This is a genomic window from Psychrobacter sp. NPDC078409, from assembly GCF_050268505.1.
Lineage (GTDB): Bacteria > Pseudomonadota > Gammaproteobacteria > Pseudomonadales > Moraxellaceae > Psychrobacter.
In genome coordinates, this window is record NZ_JBNNGW010000001.1 from 554556 (window position 1) to 572651 (window position 18096).

An 18096-nucleotide genomic window follows, 5' to 3' on the forward strand; every position below is an offset into this window, starting at 1 on the left:
ACACAATAATTATCATTAGCGACAGTTTCATATTACTCAAGCATCTTCAATAAACGTCTAATTAACAATCCTTATCAAAAAACACCTTTCACGATCGACGTGGGCTTGCTATCTTGCCCCGCAAACCTTGTATTCTAATTAAACCTACCCCACTTTGACCTATCACACGTAGTATTCGCATCTGTATTGGACTTTATGACACATAACCTTGAGGCCAGCTCAAACGCTCGCCGAACTCAGTATTTTCAAGTATTTTTGATGGGCGTTAGTGCCTTTATTATGAACACCACAGAGTTTGTCCCTGTGGCGCTGTTGAGCGACATTGCCCAAGACTTCTCTATTACGACGGCCGAGACTGGCTGGATGTTGACACTCTATGCTTGGATTGTCGCAGCGATGTCATTGCCACTAATGCTACTAACCAGTCGATTTGAGCGCAAACGTTTACTCTTGGGCCTTTTTGCCGTATTTATTGCCAGTCACGTACTGTCCGTATTTGCATGGAGCTTTGACGTGCTACTCATTAGTCGAGTTGGGATTGCGTTATCGCATGCGATATTTTGGTCGATCACAGCTGCAATCGCGATACGCGTCGCGCCTGAAGGCAAAAAAGCCATGGCGCTTAGCGTACTGGCGACGGGTACGTCGTTAGCAATGGTACTGGGTGTACCGCTAGGACGTTTAGTCGGACAATGGTTTGGTTGGCGTGCGACCTTTGGCGGTATTGGCGTCATCGCCTTAATTGTATTTATTCTACAAGCGAGACTCTTACCAACGCTACCTAGTATGTTTGAAGGGTCTTTTAGAAAGATTCCAGAGCTACTCAAAAACCCATTGTTAGTCTGTCTGTACCTGCTTATTTTATTGGTCTTTACAGCGCACTATACGGCTTATTCTTATATAGAACCATTCATGCGCCAAGTCGGTAATATCAGTGAAAACGCTGCAACTTTTGTACTGTTATTATTCGGTGCAGCAGGAATTGTGGGCAGTGTGATTTTTAGTCGTTGGGGCGATCGGTTCAATACCAGATTGATGCTGATATCGACCATACTGATGCTCGTGTCTATGCTTGCGCTGTTGCTAGCAGTGACCTCTGTATGGGCGCTCAGCTTTATCGCCTTACTTTGGGGCGCGGCACTCATGCTACTGATTATCTCCATGCAGGCCAAAGTCATCATGGTCGATGTCAATGCGCAAGACATGCTAATGTCGATGTTCTCAGGTATTATTAATTTGGGGATTGGTACGGGTGCGCTATTCGGCGGTTATGCCGTGACGCATATCTCACTATCTAGCGTAGGGTACACCGGTGCGGCTATCGCAGTTGTGGCGTTACTCTTGATGCTATTTATGATCAAGCGTTTTCCTGAACTGAGTAAACGACTTGGCTAAATAATAAGTCGATATTAAAGGATAGCCAAAAATAGCAGTCGGGAAGGAACCGTCAGAGAACAATAAGCAGAATGCCAGCCATCTAAATGGGCTGGCATTTTTTGTTATGGTCTATGAAAGCATTACGAGGATTGCTTATATATTCATTGAACGAACGTTCAGGTGCAGTTATACTAATTTTATTGGACATGAGTATGCTTAGGCTATAAGTATACTTAATAAAGGACTGATAAGGATTAAGCACAAAAGGATGAGTGTGAGATGGATACTATTCAAAACAAGGAAGTCATTACCTACGATCTAAATTTAGTAACGATATATATTGCGAATTTTCAACTTGTTGGAGATTCGTGATGCCTGATGGAATGACTCAACAAGACAGTCCAGAGCAAGGAAATCAAGATAACACTGCGCCCCTTAGGTTGGGTAAATTGCATTATGCTTGGATCGTTGCTGCTACAGGCTCTGTAGCAATGTTCTGCGGACTTGGGTTAGGACGATTCGCATTTGGCATGTTACTGCCATCCATGTCATCTTCTCTAGGATTAAATTATACCCAAAGCGGTATATTGGGATTCACCAACCTAATAGGATATCTCGTTGCTGTGCTTCTAAGCCCGCTTATTCTACCTCGGTTGGGTACTCGAACGACTGCGACGGCAAGTCTCCTCCTCATTGCTGTCTCTATGCTCGGTATGGCTTTTACCACCAGTTTTCCAATACTCTGCGCACTCTATGTGCTGACTGGTATCGGTAGCGGCGGCGTGGTCTTACCAATGATGAGCGTCATGTCGCATTGGTTTTTTCCTTCGCACCGCGGGCTCGCTTTAGGATTAGTCATGGCAGGACCCGGCTTTGGTATCATTTTATCAGGCTTCGTCGTACCCAAACTCTTACCCTTCTCTACTCTATTGTCTTGGCAAACAGGTTGGCTAATTTTCGCCGTGATTAATATTGCGGTAGCTTGGCTTACTTTTACTTTGATTCGCAATCATCCAGACGATGTCAGACAAAGCCCTTTTGGGCACGCACCTACCTTACCTGTTAAAAATAAGAAAAAGCTAGAACGTAGCAATATTAAGCTACTCGTACATTTAGGTGTTATCTTTGCCATTTATGGCGCTACTTATATGGTTTACGTTACCTTCATCGTGACCAGTATGGTTGGCTCGTATCAACTGAGTGAAGCGACTGCTGGTGGTGTTTGGGCATGGATTGGACTGCTTAGCATGTCCTCAGGCATGTTGTTTGGCTGGATTTCTGACCATATTGGTAGACGCCTTGGTCTGGCGCTGGCTTTTTTCTTCCTTGCCATCGCTTATCTGTTGGTCGGACTTACTGATTGGAGTTTAGGGCTTTACTTGTCAATTATACTGTTTGGTTTAGTAGTGTGGAGTGTGCCTGTCATTATGGCAGCTTCTGCAGGCGATTATTTCGGGCCTGCGGCGGCGGCAAGTGCGCTCGCAGCGCTGACCTTTGCTTTTTCAGGTGGGCAAGCTCTTGGGCCAGTAGCCGCAGGTTATCTTGCAGAAGTCACTGGTGACTTTAGTATCAGTTATATGATATCTGGTATCGCCGCTTTTGTAGCGCTTGGACTTGCCTTATTATTGCGTCCACAGAAACAAGCTTAATTCCAGTCTCTATAGTATTGATACTGCTAACTATACTTTGCTCTTGCTACCAGTGACATCTGTATGCGCATTTGGCCTGATTATCTTATTATGGAGTGCTGAGTTTATACTAAATATAATTGGGCAGTTACTTGGATTAAAAAAGCAATATCAATAGATAAGCCTTATACTTTCAATAAAAATAACTGAATAAAAATTAGGTGCTTACAGCATAATTACATAGAAGGAAACAAAATATTATGTGAGCGAGACAGTATGATTGTTTAATACTTGAATACCCCTTTTTTATGCTCTAAAAACTTATTCAAATAAGGAGATATTCTTGCAATTTTGCAATCAAAACGATTGCTAGCTTTCTAAAAAGTGGTTACACTCGGTTGACAAACTATTACATTGATGACAAGGAAGTCGCTATGCCTCGTAATACCTCACGTTCTAAAATTAGCCATACCACTCTCAAAACTTTTACCAAAAGCATGCTGGCTGTCAGCCTATCTATCGCTGGTATTTCTCACGCAAATGCTTATGACAGTGTCACCTTTTTCGGTGATAGCTTGACCGATGGTGGCTATTTTAGTCAAGTTGTACCAGGTCCTGCTCAGTTTACTACTAACCCTGACAACACATGGGCGACCTCATTCGCTGAGCAGCTAGGTACCACGGCTGTTCCCGTTGTATTCGGTAGTCCTCAAATTGGTAATAACTACGCTATCGGTGGTGCAAGAGCAGGCGAAGAAGCGGTCTTCCCTGGCGGTATTCCTATTGCTTCTGCCAATAGCCAAGTCGATAGTTATCTCGCCAATAACACAGTAGATCCTAATGGATTATATGTGGTGTGGGCAGGTGCAAATGACTTGCTTGCGGCGGCTGAAAATCCTGCTAATGCTCAGGCGACCATACTTGGAGCAGTAGCTAGCCAAACCGAAACGATTAATGCATTAAAAAACAATGGTGCCAAATATATCTTGGTACCTAATATTCCCGATGTCGGTCTAACCCCTAGAGTTATTGATCAAGGGCCTGTAGCACAGGCGCAAAGTACTGGTGCTACTAGTCTATACAATCAATTCATGCTTAGTGCCGCAGCAAATACTGGCGCTAATATCATACCGCTAGATATGTTTAGCTTAACTCAAGAGATCATTGCATCGCCTGCTCAGTATGGTTTCACTAATGTCACCGATGAAGCTTGCGGTGACAACAATAGCTCTCTAACTTGTGGACCTGATACGCTTGTAGAAGCAAATGCCAACGAAACCTACTTCTTCGCTGATGGCATACATCCAACAGGTGCTACTCATCAACTGATCGCTGACTATGCAAATGCTGTTGTCACAGCACCTAGCCTAATCGGTGTATTGCCTCATATTGCAACGACAACTGGACTTGCAACCAATGAGCGCTTACAGTCACACGTCAATCAAATCCAAAGCAGTGAGCAAAAACCTGCCCGTACACTATGGGCCGTCGGTGAAGTCGCTAATCAAGAAATTGCTGGGTTTGATGGTGATAATAATACCCAAGTATTGCTTGGCGTAGATTTTGCTCATCCTAACTCAGCCAATGCCGTGACAGGCTTGTATGGCAATATCACCCAAAAAGACTTTGAAAACTCAGACGTTGGCACAGGTTTAAGTGATGTTGATCTAGGAGAGGTCGGTTTTGGTGTCTATCACAGCAACAAGTTTGGTGGTTTACAGATCAATGGTGCTGCAGGATTTGGCAACATGGATGTCGATGTCACACGTGCTGTGACACTAGGCAGTAACCAACAGCAGTTTAAGTCAAATGCTGATGGCAAGCGCTTTTATGCCAACCTGCAGGCAGGCTACCCAATGCAAGTGAGCAATATTGCCGTTACGCCTTATATCGGTGCCACAGCGAGCCGCGTAAAAATTGACGGACTCAAAGAAAAAGAGATGTCTGGCATTGCTATGCAGTTCGATGAGCAGAAATACTCTACGACATATGGCAAGCTTGGTCTCAAAGCCAATCATAGCTTGATGGAGAACCTCAACCTATTTGGTGATATTCATTACCAAAAGCAGCTGAGTGACAATCGCGAAGCAGTAACCGCACGTTTGAATACGCTACCAAATATCAGCTTTGAGACGCCTATGGTCGAAACTGATGATGATAATGTTGCTATGACACTTGGCCTATCTAGAAGCTTTGGCCTATTGAATGCCAATGCTGGTATTACCCATTCACAAGGTAATGACGACGACTCAACCAGCTTATTCGTTGGACTTAATGGTGCATTCTAAATAAGTCGTTAATCTAAAAGAATGGTATAGGTGATAATTAATCGCCTATACCATTCTAAATTCAAAAAACCTCATAGCCTACTACAGCTTTTGCTCTATAAGTTTTCCGCTTCTCAACGACAAAACCTAATATCACAAACTCTCTAAAAATCTACTTTACCGCGCAAAGCCTTTGTCTTACCGCGCTGTGTCTTTTTATCCACCCGTTTACGTTTGGCATTTCTGCTTGGCTTGGTCGGCCTTCTCGTTTTATTAACGTAAGTGGCTTTGGTGATAAAGCTTTGCAAACGCTCAAGCGCATCTATTTTATTGCGCTCTTGGGTTCGAAATTGCTGCGCCTTGATAATTAGTACGCCTTCCTTTGTTATTCGGCTATCTTTGCTATTTAGCAGTCGCTGCTTGTACTCATCACTCAGACTTGAGTTGTTAATATCAAAACGCAAGTGAATGGCAGAAGATACTTTGTTGACATTCTGGCCACCTGCGCCTTGCGCTCGTATGGCGCTGATCTCTACCTCATTATCATTGAGGCTGATATTATTATTAATGAAAATCATAGTTTGCTTTTATCGAATGTGAATGGATATGGTTTATGATAAAGCATTATATAGTCAATCCTCTATAAATTAGGTACGGTGTCAGTCTCGCTTAGTATACTGCTTGTAATACTTTCACTCAGCTTCCTGGTAACCAAATTATATTGAACCGACTACTTATATTTAACTAAATATGGATTGACCTGCTACTTTGCCAACAGTTGACGACAACGTTCAATCACTGGCGCATCGACCATCTCGCCATCTATTTTAAATACTGCCTGCCCGCTCCGCTCGTACTCCTCAATCACACGCTGTGCGAATAACAAAGTCTCATTTGTTGGTTGCAATGCTTGTTGGACGACCGCCACTTGTTTGGGATGAATACACAGCATTCCAGACATACCCATTTGTGACCATAGCTGTACTCGGGCGCTTAGGCCTACTTTATCATTGAAATCAGGATAAATAGTATCGATGGGTGGCGATAATTGGTGCACTTTTGACGTCAGGATTAGTTGATAGCGGATTTGGTTGGCGATGATATCAGCAGCAGGCGTTCCTACTTGTACTTGCAAATCATTGCACAGATCTAAAAATCCATAACTAAACGCGGCCAACCCGACCGCTTTTGCCATACTATCGATTTGATACAATCCTATCGCACTCTCAATCAATGCAATCACGGGTAAATTGGTAAGCTGATGTACGCTATTAATATCTTCTTCTTGCTCAGCTTTGGCCAATAACACGCCAGCTAAATTAGGCATCTTCTGACAAAGCACTATGTCTTTGAAAAATTCTTCGCTACCTGACTTATTAATACGTACCCAAATTGGCTGATAACCTGCACTGTCGTGATATTGCTGTAATGCTTCGCGTGCGGACGCTTTATCTTCTAGCGCAACGGCATCCTCTAAATCTACAATAACCGCATCTGCACCACTAGCAAAGGCTTTCGCTACTCTATCGATGCGAGTCGCTGGCACAAACAGCCATGTTTTATTTTGAGAAATCGTTTTTATTTTATTGTTGATAACTGAATTCATGCGTGACTCCATCATATTGTCCAAGTAGCTATTAGCATATTTATTATGCCACTATACAGCTGATCCCCATTCAAGATTCGCCATTCTATAGCATAAAGCCAAGGCTACTTAGATATTCAATCGAAAATCAAATCAAAAAAACCGCATGAAAATGAATCTCATGCGGCTCTTCATAGTAAATTGTTCTTGAACTTATATGCTGTATTTTGCTAATTAAGCTAACATACCGCCGTCGACAACGATAGTCGCACCTGTGGTATAGCTTGAGGCATCCGACACTAGATACAATACGGTACCAGCCATTTCATCAGGCTCAGCCACACGTCCTAGCGGAATTGAGTGTAGTGCCATTTTTAAGACTTTATCATTAGTAGTCAATGCAGAGGCAAACTTAGTATCGGTCAAACCTGGCAATAGCGCATTAACACGGATATTAAGTGGGCCACATTCTTTAGCAAAGGCTTTGGTCATGCTGATGACTGCCGCTTTGGTGATTGAGTAGATGCCTTGTTTATCGCCTGCTACTAAGCCATTGACCGATGCGGTATTTAAGATGACACCGCCACCCTGCTCTTTCATCATTTTGCCAGCGGCCGTCGACATAAAGAAGTAACCACGGATATTAACTTCAACCGTTTTATCAAAGGCGGCTAAATCCGTATCTAAAATGTGACCATAGTAAGGGTTGGCTGCAGCGTTATTAACTAAGATATCAATTTGACCAAATTCACTTTTGATATGCTCAAAAATTGCGTCAATTTGCTCCATGTCTCCTACATGACAAGCAAAAGCGCTGGCTTTGTGACCGTCAGCTTTGATGCTATCAGCGACTGCTTGGCAGGCATCGATTTTGCGGCTTGAGACAATCACATGTGCGCCTCTTGATGCCAATAGACGGGCAATAGACTCACCAATACCACGACTCGCACCAGTTACTAGAGCCACCTTACCGGTTAAATCAAATAAATCTTTCATCGTTATTCCTTATATTTTTATAAACTTTATATTTTCGATAGTTTTTGAGCGCTAAATTCATGTATCTAAAACGTGTATCTAAAATCAGATAACTAAATGCAGATAATCGCTGTCAAAACTAACAGCGATTATCGAGCACTAATGAACTGAACAAAGAGCGCTCAACGATCACGGTTACGCTAGCATACCACCATCTAAGGTGAAGGCATGACCATTCATAAAGCTGCTTTCATCGCTGGCAAGCCACGCAATCGCACTAGAGATTTCACTGACGTTTCCTAGGCGGCGCAGTGGACTGGCCTTAATCGTTGCTTGCTGCGTACGCTCATCCATCGTTGCCATAGTATTGCGAACCATTGGCGTATCAATGAAGCTTGGGCATACTGCGTTAAAACGAATGTTGGCGCGCGCGTACTCATGGGCAGCAGACTTAGTCAAACCCATAACCCCATGTTTAGCTGCACTGTAGGCTGAAATCATAGGCGCTGAACGCAGACCAGCAATAGAGGCGACGTTGATCACATGACCACCGCCATTAGGTATCATACAATTGACCGCAGCACGCATACAGTGCCAAACGCCTTTTAAATTCACTGCGATATTGCGATCAAAGTCGTCATCACTTAGCTCATGCATTGGTGAAGGCTTGTGGTCGATACCAGCGTTGTTTACCACAACATCTAGGCCACCAAGCGTTTCTACTGCGAAGTCAAATAACGCACGCACTTCATCACCACTGGTCACGTCCACTTTTTTGAAGACGATACTGTTGCCAGCATCTTGACCTTGTTTGGCAACTGCTTCGCCCATTTCTTCTGCCATATCACCAATGACGACTTTTGCGCCGCGACTGGCTAGCAACAACGCACTTGCTGCACCGATGCCTGATGCACCGCCCGTGATCAAAATTCGTTTGCCAGCTACATCTGATGCAATTCCATTTGTATTCAGTGTCATGATCTATCCCTCTACCTTAAGTACTAGTTTGCCGAAATTTTCACCGTTAAAGAGCATCATCAAAGTATCAGGGAACGTCTCGATACCTTCAACGATATGGTCTTTTACTTTCATATCACCTGACTGAATCCAGCCAGCAATCTCTTTCATAGCGATTGGATATTCTTTGATATTATCGAATACTACGATGCCTTCCATGCGAGCACGATTGACCAATAGTGATAGATAGTTCGATGGGCCTTTTACTGCTGTGGTGTTGTTATATTGGCTGATAGCCCCGCAAATAACGATACGCGCATGTAGATTAATCTGGGTAAGCACGTCATTTAAGATATCACCGCCTACGTTGTCAAAGTACACATCGACGCCGTCTGGGCAGGTTTTCTTTAGTGCTTTTTTCACATCTTCGTTTTTGTAATCAATCGTCGCATCAAACCCAAGCTCATCGACCAAGAACTTGCATTTCTCAGCACCGCCCGCGATACCAACGACACGGCAGCCTTTAATCTTGGCAATCTGACCAACCAAGCTACCAACCGCACCAGCAGCGCCAGAGACGACCACGGTCTCACCCGCTTTTGGTTGACCTGTTTTTAGCAACCCAAAATATCCTGTCATACCTGGCATACCGAGGACGCCTAAGTAGTAAGACAGCGGCGCTAGACTTGGATCAACTTTATGTAGACCTGTACCATCACTGACCGCATATGACTGTACGCCATCGTGACCTGCGACATAGTCACCTACTGCAAATTTCTCATGCTTACTTTCAATCACTTCACCCACAGTACCGGCGCGCATAACTTCACCAATTTGTACTGGCGCGATATAAGATTTGGCATCGTTCAACCAACCACGCATCGCCGGATCGATAGAGATGTATTCAACCTTAATCAGTAGCTGACCATCGGTAATCGTCGGTATTTCTGTCTCGGTATAATCCCAAGTTTCAGCGCTTGGCTCGCCTACTGGTCTTGCTTTTAGGCGCCATTGTTTATTAATTTTTGTCATGTCTCTTTCCTTAGAGTTGTCCTTAGAACCAGTCCGCTTGCATATCAGTGCAAACCGAGTTGGTGTTGGTTAATAATTCGATGTCGCGTTTAACTAATGGTAGTTCCCAATCGATGAAGTATTTGGCTGCTTGTATCTTGCCTTTGTAAAAGTTTTGCTGCTCGACATCTTGCGTCGTACTTAGTAGCTGCTCGGCTTTACTGGCTTGGCGAATCCAAATCCAGCTCAGTACAATTGAGGCAAAAATATTCATCAGTGCTTGCGCGTTGCCAGTAAGGGTTAGTGCTTCTTCTGTCTGCAACACTTTGCCCAAATGCACGAGCACTTCATGCAACTGACCCATATAAGGCATCAGCTTGCCTGCAAGTTGCGCACTCTCAGGGGTAGTGATGCTTTCTAAATCTTGTGTAATCTCACGTTTTAGGATTTGAATGCCTAACCCGCCTTTTTGCCATAACTTGCGGAATGACAAATCTAGCGCCTGCACACCGTTTGTGCCTTCATGGATAGGATTTAGACGATTATCACGCCAAAACTGCTCAGCTTGATATTCACGCGTATAGCCTGCGCCGCCCAATACTTGAATACCTAAGTCATTGGCTTTTGGGCCATATTCAGATGGCCATGCTTTTAGCACTGGGGTTAGCAAATCTAATAGTTCGGTTAGCTCATTTTTTAGCGTTTCGTCTTCACAGGTATTGATACGGTCAATTAGGTTTGAGCCATATAGACATAATGAGATGCCACCTTCAGAGTAGGCTTTTTGTGCCAATAGCATGCGCTTTACGTCACCATGCTGAATAATGGCCGTTGCATCATCTTCAGGCTTATTGTTTGGCGCAATGCGACCTTGTGTACGGTCTTTGGCATAATCTAGCGAATACTGATAGCCGCGATAACCAATCATAGAAGCACCAAAACCGACAGCGATACGTGCCTCATTCATCATCTTGAACATATAACGCAAGCCAAAATGCTCTTCGCCGATCAAATAACCATGACAATCGCCTTCATCGCCGAAGCTCAATGCCGTAGAAGTCGCACCTCTATAACCAAGCTTATGAATCAGTCCAGTCAAATGTACATCGTTACGCTCGCCAACAGACAAGTCAGCGTTCAAGCGATACTTAGGCACGGCAAATAAAGAGATACCTTTAACACCGCCTGGACCACCTGGTACTTTGGCCAATACCAAATGTACAATATTGTCAGACAGCTCATGATCACCTGCTGAGATATAAATCTTGCTGCCTTTAACGCGGTACGAGCCATCATCCTGTTTTACAGCGATGGTTTTGATATCGGCAAGCGACGAACCTGCGTGCGGTTCGGTCAGTGCCATGGTGCCAGTAAATTCACCTGTCAGCATGCGCGGCATAAAGGCTGCTTTAATCTCGTCACTAGCAAAATGCGAGATGACGTTGATTGCCGCAGTGGTCAAAAATGGATAGGCAGTCGTTGATGGATTGGCTGCCATAAAGTAGCCTGCCACAGCAGTCATAACCGTCTCAGGTAACTGCATGCCGCCGTCTTCAAAACTATAACGACCTGCGATAAAGCCAGACTCTCGGAACGCATCAAAAGCAACTTTCACATCGTTTATCATGCTGACTTTTTTACCATCGAACTGTGGCTCGTTCTTATCTGCGATATGGTTGTGTGGCAAAAATAAATCTGTCGCAATCTTATTTGCAGTCTCTAACACAGCGTCAAATGTCTCACGGCTATGTTCTGAGAACTTTGCGTGCTCGGTGAGTGATTCTGTGCCTAGTACATCATACAATTGGAAAGGTAATTCGAAATCGTTTAGGAGGGTATCTGCAGCCATAGTATTCTCGTTAACTGATTAAATGTAGTTATCAATTGATATTAGTCTAATTTGATACCTGTCCGTATTGTCATTTATGACATAATTATGGTCAAATAAGACATAAACAGAGTGTCTAACTGGTTAAAATCAACCAAATAATGGCTATTTTGGTAAGTACAGCAAAGGAAACGAGTGACTTATGCCCTATTTCAAACCTTTTAAAATGATTATTCTTGGCTTCGATGGTGTACTTGGCAGTGTGCTCTCTGGCGCATTGGACTTATTTTCATTCACAGGGGTTAGCTGGCAACGCTTTTCGAATGAGTCTGTAGAGCCACGATTTAATGTGCAGATCGCAAGCTTAGGTGGCGGTGATATTAGGTGCAGCAATCGGTTAATCATGCAAGCCCACTGTGATATCCGAGACGTGACAGAGTGCGATTTATTGCTTGTGCCAACCATTGGCGATTCTATTGATAAGGTATTGAAGCAAAATAGTGAGCTGCTGCCACATTTAGTACGGCTTGCGAATACCAAGGCCGATATAGCAAGCAACTGTAGCGGTGCATTTTTTTTGGCAAAGGCAGGATTATTGGATCATAAGATAGCCACCACACACTGGGGCTATGCCAATAAGTTTAAGGTAGATTTTCCATTGGTGGACTTACAAGAGAATCAATTTGTTACCCATTCAAGAAGCGACTCAACAAACCAGTCAGGCAATATATTTTGTGCAGCTGGCGGCAGCGCCTTTTATGATTTGGGGCTATTATTAATAGAGCGCTACTGCGGACGTGAAATCTCTACACAAGTGGCAAAAACCCAAATTATTGATAGCAAAAGAGGCAGTCAAAATAGCTATACCAATGTGACCTTACACAAGCCGCATTCCGACCATTTGATTAAACAAGTCCAAGAATATATCGAAGAGAACTTTCAGCATTCTTTGCAGGTCAGTAGTTTAGCCGCTATGATAAATATTACCCCGCGCACTTTAAACAGGCGCTTCCAGTCCTGCGTGGCGATGCGACCGATTGAGTATATTCAGGCCGTTAGAATTGAACAAGCCAAACGCTTACTTGAGTTGGGCGATGTATCGATAAAGTCGCTTGCCGATCAAGTAGGTTATGATGATATCTCTTCATTCACGCGTCTATTTAAACGCGCGACAGAGCTGACGCCTAAAGAGTATCAAGATAAGTTTTCGCGGTTGGCTATTTAGTCATGGCAGCGAATAATAGTTAGAGATTAGTATTTAAAAACTATTGCTTAGCAATTAAGCAGTCTGCCACAACCCTTCTACTTGGATAGCATCAGCCTTGATGGTTGGATAATCGGTAAATGCCAACTGATAGCCGCCAACGGTATCGGCGCTAATTTGACAGGTTGCCCCCAGCGGAAAACTGTATTTTTTGCCGATATGACCAAAAGGCATACCACTATATATCGGCAATCCTGTCAATTCATGCAATTGGCGAATGACTGTGGCGACATCATAACGTTTGTCATAGCTGTCCTCGCCCGTACCAGACAATGCCCCAAATACAATCGCTTGCTGACCTTTAAATATGCCTGCGAGATATAAGTCATATAACATGCGCTCAATACGATACGCCTGCTCACCGACATCTTCTAAAAACACAATACCACCATCGATACGCGGTAAATACTCACTACCTGCTAGCGCTGACACGACACTTAGGTTACCTCCCCAAATCGTACCAGTTAATGGTTTTGGCTCACCTTTTGTCAGTATGGTAGGTAGCTGCTGACTGGTTAAGGTAGCGTCTTGTATGCTGATAGTTAGATTGGGGTTGGTTAGTGCTTCAACAAACTGCTGACAGCTGATCTTATCAGGCACAGTTTTACCAAACTCGCTATAGAGCATTGGCGCGGCAAGCGAGCTCATTGACCCTTTTGCCAATAGCGCACATTGGATAGCTGTCACATCGCTAAAGCCTGCGAGTATCGTGCCGCGCTCTTTCATAATCCGTCCTAGCATCGCCCAATCCACCATAGGCAATATGCGCATGGCACCGTAACCACCGCGCACACCTAGCAGCAGCTTTGGCGCGGCTATTGCCCCAGTAGCAAGGTTTTGAAAATCGCTAGCACGCTGTGAGTCCGTTCCCGCAAAGCGTAAATACTGACGATTGGTAATAGCAGGATTTTCTACTTTAAACCCAGCACAAGCCACACGATCTAATGCCAACTGATTACGCTCATCACTACCACCAACGTTAGAGCTAGCAAAAAGTCGTGTCTCAATCGTAGCCGTGATACAACCTGCCTGTGTCAGTGATTCCTGTGACGTTTGTGCTAATGAGCTATCATCCAACAACGAAGTTGGCAGTTCATCCTTGGTCAGCTGCGTACTATGACCAGACTCGATAGGGCTGGCTGCAAGCGCTTGAGACATACCTTGGCTCGCTAGTACTGCTGTGCCTGCACTCACCCCGATTCGACGTAGAAACTGCCGACGGTTTAGCCCAGATGTTGTTTCAGTTGCACGACTATTTTTATTATCTGTCCATGCCTGACGCTTAATCCTCATATCTTACTGCTACCTTATCGCTTTTATTTTTATGACTTGTGTTTTTAGACCTTGTGGCAGCATATTGTAGACGCTTTTCTGACACTGATGGTTGCCTAATCTTTACCGATATTTACTTTTTCGCTACTGAGACACACAATATAGGTCGATCAGATTTGTTACTGTAAATACAAATTCATCGCAAAAAACAAAAGGTAATAATTATGTTTAATAAAAAAACGGATAAAAACAAGTCACTTGACTCTAATTTAGAATACTTGCTGGGCAAAGAAGATAAGCTGAAAGAAAAATTAGAGGATAGCGGCTATCTTGAGCCGTTTAGTGATGACTTAATGCTATTTATGAGTCTTGTCAAAGACTATTACAAAGGTGACTACCGTAAGATTCCTTTTAAGACTATTTCAGCTGGTGTTATTGGTGCACTCTATGTACTAAATCCAATTGACCTCATTCCTGATTCTATTCCGTTTATCGGCCATATCGATGATGCGCTAGTACTTAAGTTCTGTCTAAAGCAGGCCAGAAAAGATCTGCAAAAATATAAAGAATGGAAGCAAGAACAATCAGCTACTAAGGATAAGTTAGAAGCTAAGAGCGACACGGATAAGACTGATAACGATAAAACTAGTAGTGATGAGAAAGACAGCGACGAGGCTGGTACGAATCTGAAGAAAGCCTCATAAATATTAATACTTTCAGCGATTAAAAAAAGTGGTTCATAATCACAGTATTAAAAAAGCCACGACCGCGAATTAATATTTCGGTCGTGGCTTTTGTTATTTATAGTTTATTTAATACTATATTTTAATCAGGCACTTCATAATTAGCTTTTTCTGGATTAAGACCAAACGAGTAGACGAAGGTCGCAACGAGACTATTGATAATAATGAAAGGCAAATCAATGGCAGCATGACCAAGTGCATAGCGACCAAGCAGCCACGAGACGATTAACATGATAATAAAGAATGCACCCAAATATGCCAAAATCGCAGGATGTTTTAAATTATAAGGCTGTTCAGGCGTCGGTTGTTTGTCTAGTACATACGTCCTTACCGCCCAACCAGCTGCATAAGAGAATCCGCCTAACACCACGTAACTGAAAAAATTCATATCGCTTAACTCTAATGGTATGACTGTTTATAACAAAATACTACCTATGCAAATATCATCGACAAACAATGGTATTTATAGTCGATACTTATCCAAGTACTATAGTCAACGCTTATTTAAATACTATCATCAACATTATCGATAACAAGATTGGCATGTGGATTGGCTAAAATATCAGTATTCACTTCATCACATTCCACGCGATAGATCGTGTTGGCACCTCGGTAGATATACGACAAGTACTCACTATCTAAGAGCGGATCAATATTTGCATAGGCTGGTTTGACATGAGCCAGTACAAGCACTCGATCAGGACGACCAATAACCGCATCGACATTATCTGGATCGATAGAGAAAAACTGCGGTATGTCGCTATTCTCGATCACTTCTAACGGCTCTGGAGTATCCCAAACGCGCTTAGCAGTGACGGGCTCTTTCATCTGCATTACCCAAGTGTCATCTTGCTGGCTGACCTTTATCTGTGCAGGTTCATCTTGACTCACCGTATAACAACCCTCAAAGACAGACAGATCTGCTGCAACTTCGGTATCTGCTTGAGGGCTAGTATCATCACAAGCGCTCAGAAAAATCGCGCTGCTGGCAGTCACACTGAGCATCAAATACGTCAGTCTCTTATTAAATAAATTCGAGCGTAAGGACATAATGGGGTTATCCTGCAATCATGCATTAAAAACTTTTATTAAGTGTACTATTGTCAAAAAACCATCAAATAGCAGATATAAAAAATGCGCTTGGGCATTTTTGTAGCAAAAACGATTCTTTTACTAAAAACTAGAGCCTTTCAGCGAGCTTCACTATTTTAACAGAAAACCAAGACGTTACTATTATGTTATAAGTTACCGTAACGGTTTTCTGACTTTGTGCGTCACGACTGCCCATATTTATGATAGATTTGCTATACTCACAACGTCATCATCATCGTTCGAATAACGTAAACGAGATGCTCTAGTACTACCCTATGCTTACCACTTATCAGGTCCATACTCTTTTATGTCAGACAACCGTAATTCAATGCCAAACACTCATAAAGACAACGCGATTGATCCATTGGCTGCTAAAACAAACACCACTGTGGCCTATACTGATGGTGCTTGCAAAGGCAATCCTGGCGCTGGCGGCTGGGGCGCACATCTTATATTTAGTGATGGCAGCACACAAGATTTATACGGCGGCGACAAAGAAACCACCAATAACCGTATGGAACTAATGGGTGCGATACAAGCCCTGACGCATAGCCCGCATGAGCATACTCTTGAGATTTGGACTGACTCCAGTTATGTCAAAAAAGGCATAACTGAATGGATTGAAGGTTGGAAGAAAAAGGGCTGGAAAACTGCCAGTAAAAAGCCCGTCGCCAATCAAGACCTATGGCAACAATTGGATAAGCTCTGCCAACAGCGTGATGTTAGCTGGCATTGGGTCAAGGGTCACGCTGGACATGCTGGTAACGAAAAAGCAGATGAGCTGGCAAACTTAGGTGTCACCTCAAACAGCGGCCATTCAGCTATAGTCAGTAAAGCAGATACGGCTAAAAAAAAAGACCACATAGCGACTGATATTGATACTAACATTGATACTAATACTGACGCTAACACTGATACCTTGCAAAAATCGTCTAGCGCTGACTGGCTAAGTTTCGATCCATTGGGTCTAGATATGATGGACGATGAGTTTGATGAAGAGCCATTAGAACCTGAGCCGCTAAAGGAAGATAGTCAGAGTACAGCTAACACCCTTAAGATGAATGAAAACATTGCTGTAGAATCTAGCAACCATCAAGATAATACATACAACCCGACGAGTACCAAAGCTATGCCAGATATTCAAACGCACCTAGATGATACCGTCGACAATAATATGTTGCCAAGTGTAGAATCTGACGCCCCTAAGTTCGATGGGGATACTAGCCGTGCCAACCCACATTTTAAGCCGCTACTACCAAAGCCGATACATCGTCATGAAGCAGATCGCCAGCTTATCATGGATACAGAAACCACAGGGCTTGATGCTCTAAAAGGCGATCGTATTATCGAGGTCGGTATTGTGGAGCTGGTCGGACGTAAGTTTACTGGTGAAAAGCTGCACGTTTATATCAATCCACAGCGTGGCATGGATGACGAAGTCATTCGTATTCATGGTATCTCTGAAGCATTTTTGACTGACAAACCGACCTTTGATCAAGTGGCTCAGTCTTTGTATGACTTTATGGACGGCGCTGAAATTATCGCTCATAACGCTACTTTTGATATGAACTTCCTAAATATGGAGTTTGCAAAAGTTGGTCTGAATGACTTTGCTAATCGAGTACAAGTAACCGATTCACTGGCGATGGCCAAGCAGCAATACCCTGGGCAAAAAAACACGCTAGATGCCCTCGTGCGTCGCCTAGATGTTGGTAAGCAAGACCGTACTTTTCACGGAGCATTACTTGACTCAGAGATTCTAGCCGAAGTTTATTTGGCGATGACTGGTGGACAGGTCACGCTTGCCATCGAAGAGGATACAGATACCGATGGCGGACAAACTGCTCATGCAAGTTTCGCTAATTTAGCGACTTTACTACTGGCATCAACGGCGGATGAAACTGCTGACCAAAGCTGGTATACCGCTTTGGCAGAAGATTATCCTGCCTTAAAAGCTAGCATGTAATTGTCGTTCGAATTTTTATTGAACCGACATTTGTATAATTTAGTCTTGATTATTATGATAGAAAGCGTTAAAACATCACTAGCTAATACTTTCTAAATCAAATTTATCATATTGCTATTCTCATCAGTACA

General features: G+C 43.4%; 15 protein-coding genes. 6 read left to right on the forward strand and 9 right to left on the reverse strand.

Annotated elements, in window-relative coordinates; translation table 11 throughout:
• Positions 1–195: 195 nt before the first annotated feature.
• The 3 genes from ACQKC9_RS01995 to ACQKC9_RS02005 all read left to right on the forward strand — a co-directional run bounded on the left by ACQKC9_RS01995 (position 196) and on the right by ACQKC9_RS02005 (position 5293).
• Positions 196–1395, forward strand: a complete 1200-nt coding sequence (locus ACQKC9_RS01995) for a sugar transporter (RefSeq protein ID WP_427620308.1) — start codon at positions 196–198, stop codon at positions 1393–1395.
• A gap of 353 nt (positions 1396–1748) precedes the next feature.
• A complete protein-coding gene (locus ACQKC9_RS02000; RefSeq protein WP_427620309.1) occupies positions 1749–3026 on the forward strand; it encodes an MFS transporter in 1278 nt (425 codons plus the stop codon).
• A gap of 413 nt (positions 3027–3439) precedes the next feature.
• Positions 3440–5293, forward strand: a complete 1854-nt coding sequence (locus ACQKC9_RS02005; RefSeq protein ID WP_427620310.1) for an autotransporter domain-containing protein — start codon at positions 3440–3442, stop codon at positions 5291–5293.
• A gap of 143 nt (positions 5294–5436) precedes the next feature.
• Here the strand turns inward: ACQKC9_RS02005 and arfB are convergent, their stop codons facing one another.
• The 6 genes from arfB to ACQKC9_RS02035 all read right to left on the reverse strand — a co-directional run bounded on the left by arfB (position 5437) and on the right by ACQKC9_RS02035 (position 11649).
• Positions 5437–5850, reverse strand: coding sequence for an alternative ribosome rescue aminoacyl-tRNA hydrolase ArfB (gene arfB / locus ACQKC9_RS02010; RefSeq protein WP_102091188.1), 414 nt, complete (start codon positions 5848–5850; stop codon positions 5437–5439).
• Between the two features lie 185 nt (positions 5851–6035).
• A complete protein-coding gene (locus ACQKC9_RS02015) occupies positions 6036–6878 on the reverse strand; it encodes an HpcH/HpaI aldolase/citrate lyase family protein (RefSeq protein ID WP_427620311.1) in 843 nt (280 codons plus the stop codon).
• Positions 6879–7091: 213 nt separating this feature from the next.
• Positions 7092–7853, reverse strand: a complete 762-nt coding sequence (locus ACQKC9_RS02020) for an SDR family oxidoreductase (protein ID WP_101205627.1) — start codon at positions 7851–7853, stop codon at positions 7092–7094.
• Between the two features lie 174 nt (positions 7854–8027).
• The gene (locus ACQKC9_RS02025; protein WP_102078818.1) at positions 8028–8810 is read right to left on the reverse strand and encodes an SDR family NAD(P)-dependent oxidoreductase; all 783 of its coding nucleotides are present in this window, start codon (positions 8808–8810) and stop codon (positions 8028–8030) included.
• Between the two features lie 3 nt (positions 8811–8813).
• Positions 8814–9821, reverse strand: a complete 1008-nt coding sequence (locus ACQKC9_RS02030) for an NADP-dependent oxidoreductase (RefSeq protein WP_427620312.1) — start codon at positions 9819–9821, stop codon at positions 8814–8816.
• Between the two features lie 22 nt (positions 9822–9843).
• A complete protein-coding gene (locus ACQKC9_RS02035) occupies positions 9844–11649 on the reverse strand; it encodes an acyl-CoA dehydrogenase (RefSeq protein ID WP_427620313.1) in 1806 nt (601 codons plus the stop codon).
• Between the two features lie 181 nt (positions 11650–11830).
• Here ACQKC9_RS02035 and ACQKC9_RS02040 point away from each other — a divergent pair, with 181 nt between their 5' ends.
• On the forward strand, positions 11831–12853 hold the full coding sequence (locus ACQKC9_RS02040; protein ID WP_427620314.1) for a GlxA family transcriptional regulator: 1023 nt from the start codon (positions 11831–11833) through the stop codon (positions 12851–12853).
• 54 nt (positions 12854–12907) lie between these two features.
• Here the strand turns inward: ACQKC9_RS02040 and ACQKC9_RS02045 are convergent, their stop codons facing one another.
• Positions 12908–14185 (reverse strand): LD-carboxypeptidase, encoded by a 1278-nt coding sequence (locus tag ACQKC9_RS02045; RefSeq protein ID WP_427620315.1) that lies wholly within the window; start codon positions 14183–14185, stop codon positions 12908–12910.
• Between the two features lie 203 nt (positions 14186–14388).
• Between ACQKC9_RS02045 and ACQKC9_RS02050 the strand changes: the two genes are divergently transcribed.
• Positions 14389–14868: a YkvA family protein gene (locus ACQKC9_RS02050; RefSeq protein ID WP_427620316.1), complete on the forward strand. Its 480-nt coding sequence runs from the start codon at positions 14389–14391 to the stop codon at positions 14866–14868.
• Between the two features lie 121 nt (positions 14869–14989).
• On the opposite strand, the gene ACQKC9_RS02055 is transcribed toward ACQKC9_RS02050, so the two are convergent.
• Complete coding sequence (locus tag ACQKC9_RS02055) at positions 14990–15295, reverse strand: hypothetical protein (RefSeq protein ID WP_114700242.1); 306 nt, start codon at positions 15293–15295, stop codon at positions 14990–14992.
• Positions 15296–15411: 116 nt separating this feature from the next.
• A complete protein-coding gene (locus ACQKC9_RS02060; RefSeq protein WP_427620317.1) occupies positions 15412–15957 on the reverse strand; it encodes a hypothetical protein in 546 nt (181 codons plus the stop codon).
• Positions 15958–16306: 349 nt separating this feature from the next.
• On the opposite strand from ACQKC9_RS02060, the gene dnaQ reads away from it, so the two are divergent.
• Positions 16307–17965: a DNA polymerase III subunit epsilon gene (gene dnaQ / locus ACQKC9_RS02065; protein WP_427620318.1), complete on the forward strand. Its 1659-nt coding sequence runs from the start codon at positions 16307–16309 to the stop codon at positions 17963–17965.
• Positions 17966–18096: the final 131 nt, after the last annotated feature.

What these genes read in the sequence shown, in the direction of transcription:
- dnaQ (WP_427620318.1), top strand. Translation starts at nt 16,307, where the DNA reads ATGTCAGACAACCGTAATTCAATGCCAAACACTCATAAAGACAACGCG.
- arfB (WP_102091188.1), bottom strand. Translation starts at nt 5,850, where the DNA reads ATGATTTTCATTAATAATAATATCAGCCTCAATGATAATGAGGTAGAG.
- ACQKC9_RS02050 (WP_427620316.1), top strand. Translation starts at nt 14,389, where the DNA reads ATGTTTAATAAAAAAACGGATAAAAACAAGTCACTTGACTCTAATTTA.
- ACQKC9_RS02045 (WP_427620315.1), bottom strand. Translation starts at nt 14,185, where the DNA reads ATGAGGATTAAGCGTCAGGCATGGACAGATAATAAAAATAGTCGTGCA.
- ACQKC9_RS02040 (WP_427620314.1), top strand. Translation starts at nt 11,831, where the DNA reads ATGCCCTATTTCAAACCTTTTAAAATGATTATTCTTGGCTTCGATGGT.
- ACQKC9_RS02000 (WP_427620309.1), top strand. Translation starts at nt 1,749, where the DNA reads ATGCCTGATGGAATGACTCAACAAGACAGTCCAGAGCAAGGAAATCAA.
- ACQKC9_RS02030 (WP_427620312.1), bottom strand. Translation starts at nt 9,821, where the DNA reads ATGACAAAAATTAATAAACAATGGCGCCTAAAAGCAAGACCAGTAGGC.
- ACQKC9_RS02060 (WP_427620317.1), bottom strand. Translation starts at nt 15,957, where the DNA reads ATGTCCTTACGCTCGAATTTATTTAATAAGAGACTGACGTATTTGATG.
- ACQKC9_RS02015 (WP_427620311.1), bottom strand. Translation starts at nt 6,878, where the DNA reads ATGAATTCAGTTATCAACAATAAAATAAAAACGATTTCTCAAAATAAA.
- ACQKC9_RS02035 (WP_427620313.1), bottom strand. Translation starts at nt 11,649, where the DNA reads ATGGCTGCAGATACCCTCCTAAACGATTTCGAATTACCTTTCCAATTG.
- ACQKC9_RS01995 (WP_427620308.1), top strand. Translation starts at nt 196, where the DNA reads ATGACACATAACCTTGAGGCCAGCTCAAACGCTCGCCGAACTCAGTAT.
- ACQKC9_RS02005 (WP_427620310.1), top strand. Translation starts at nt 3,440, where the DNA reads ATGCCTCGTAATACCTCACGTTCTAAAATTAGCCATACCACTCTCAAA.
- ACQKC9_RS02025 (WP_102078818.1), bottom strand. Translation starts at nt 8,810, where the DNA reads ATGACACTGAATACAAATGGAATTGCATCAGATGTAGCTGGCAAACGA.
- ACQKC9_RS02020 (WP_101205627.1), bottom strand. Translation starts at nt 7,853, where the DNA reads ATGAAAGATTTATTTGATTTAACCGGTAAGGTGGCTCTAGTAACTGGT.
- ACQKC9_RS02055 (WP_114700242.1), bottom strand. Translation starts at nt 15,295, where the DNA reads ATGAATTTTTTCAGTTACGTGGTGTTAGGCGGATTCTCTTATGCAGCT.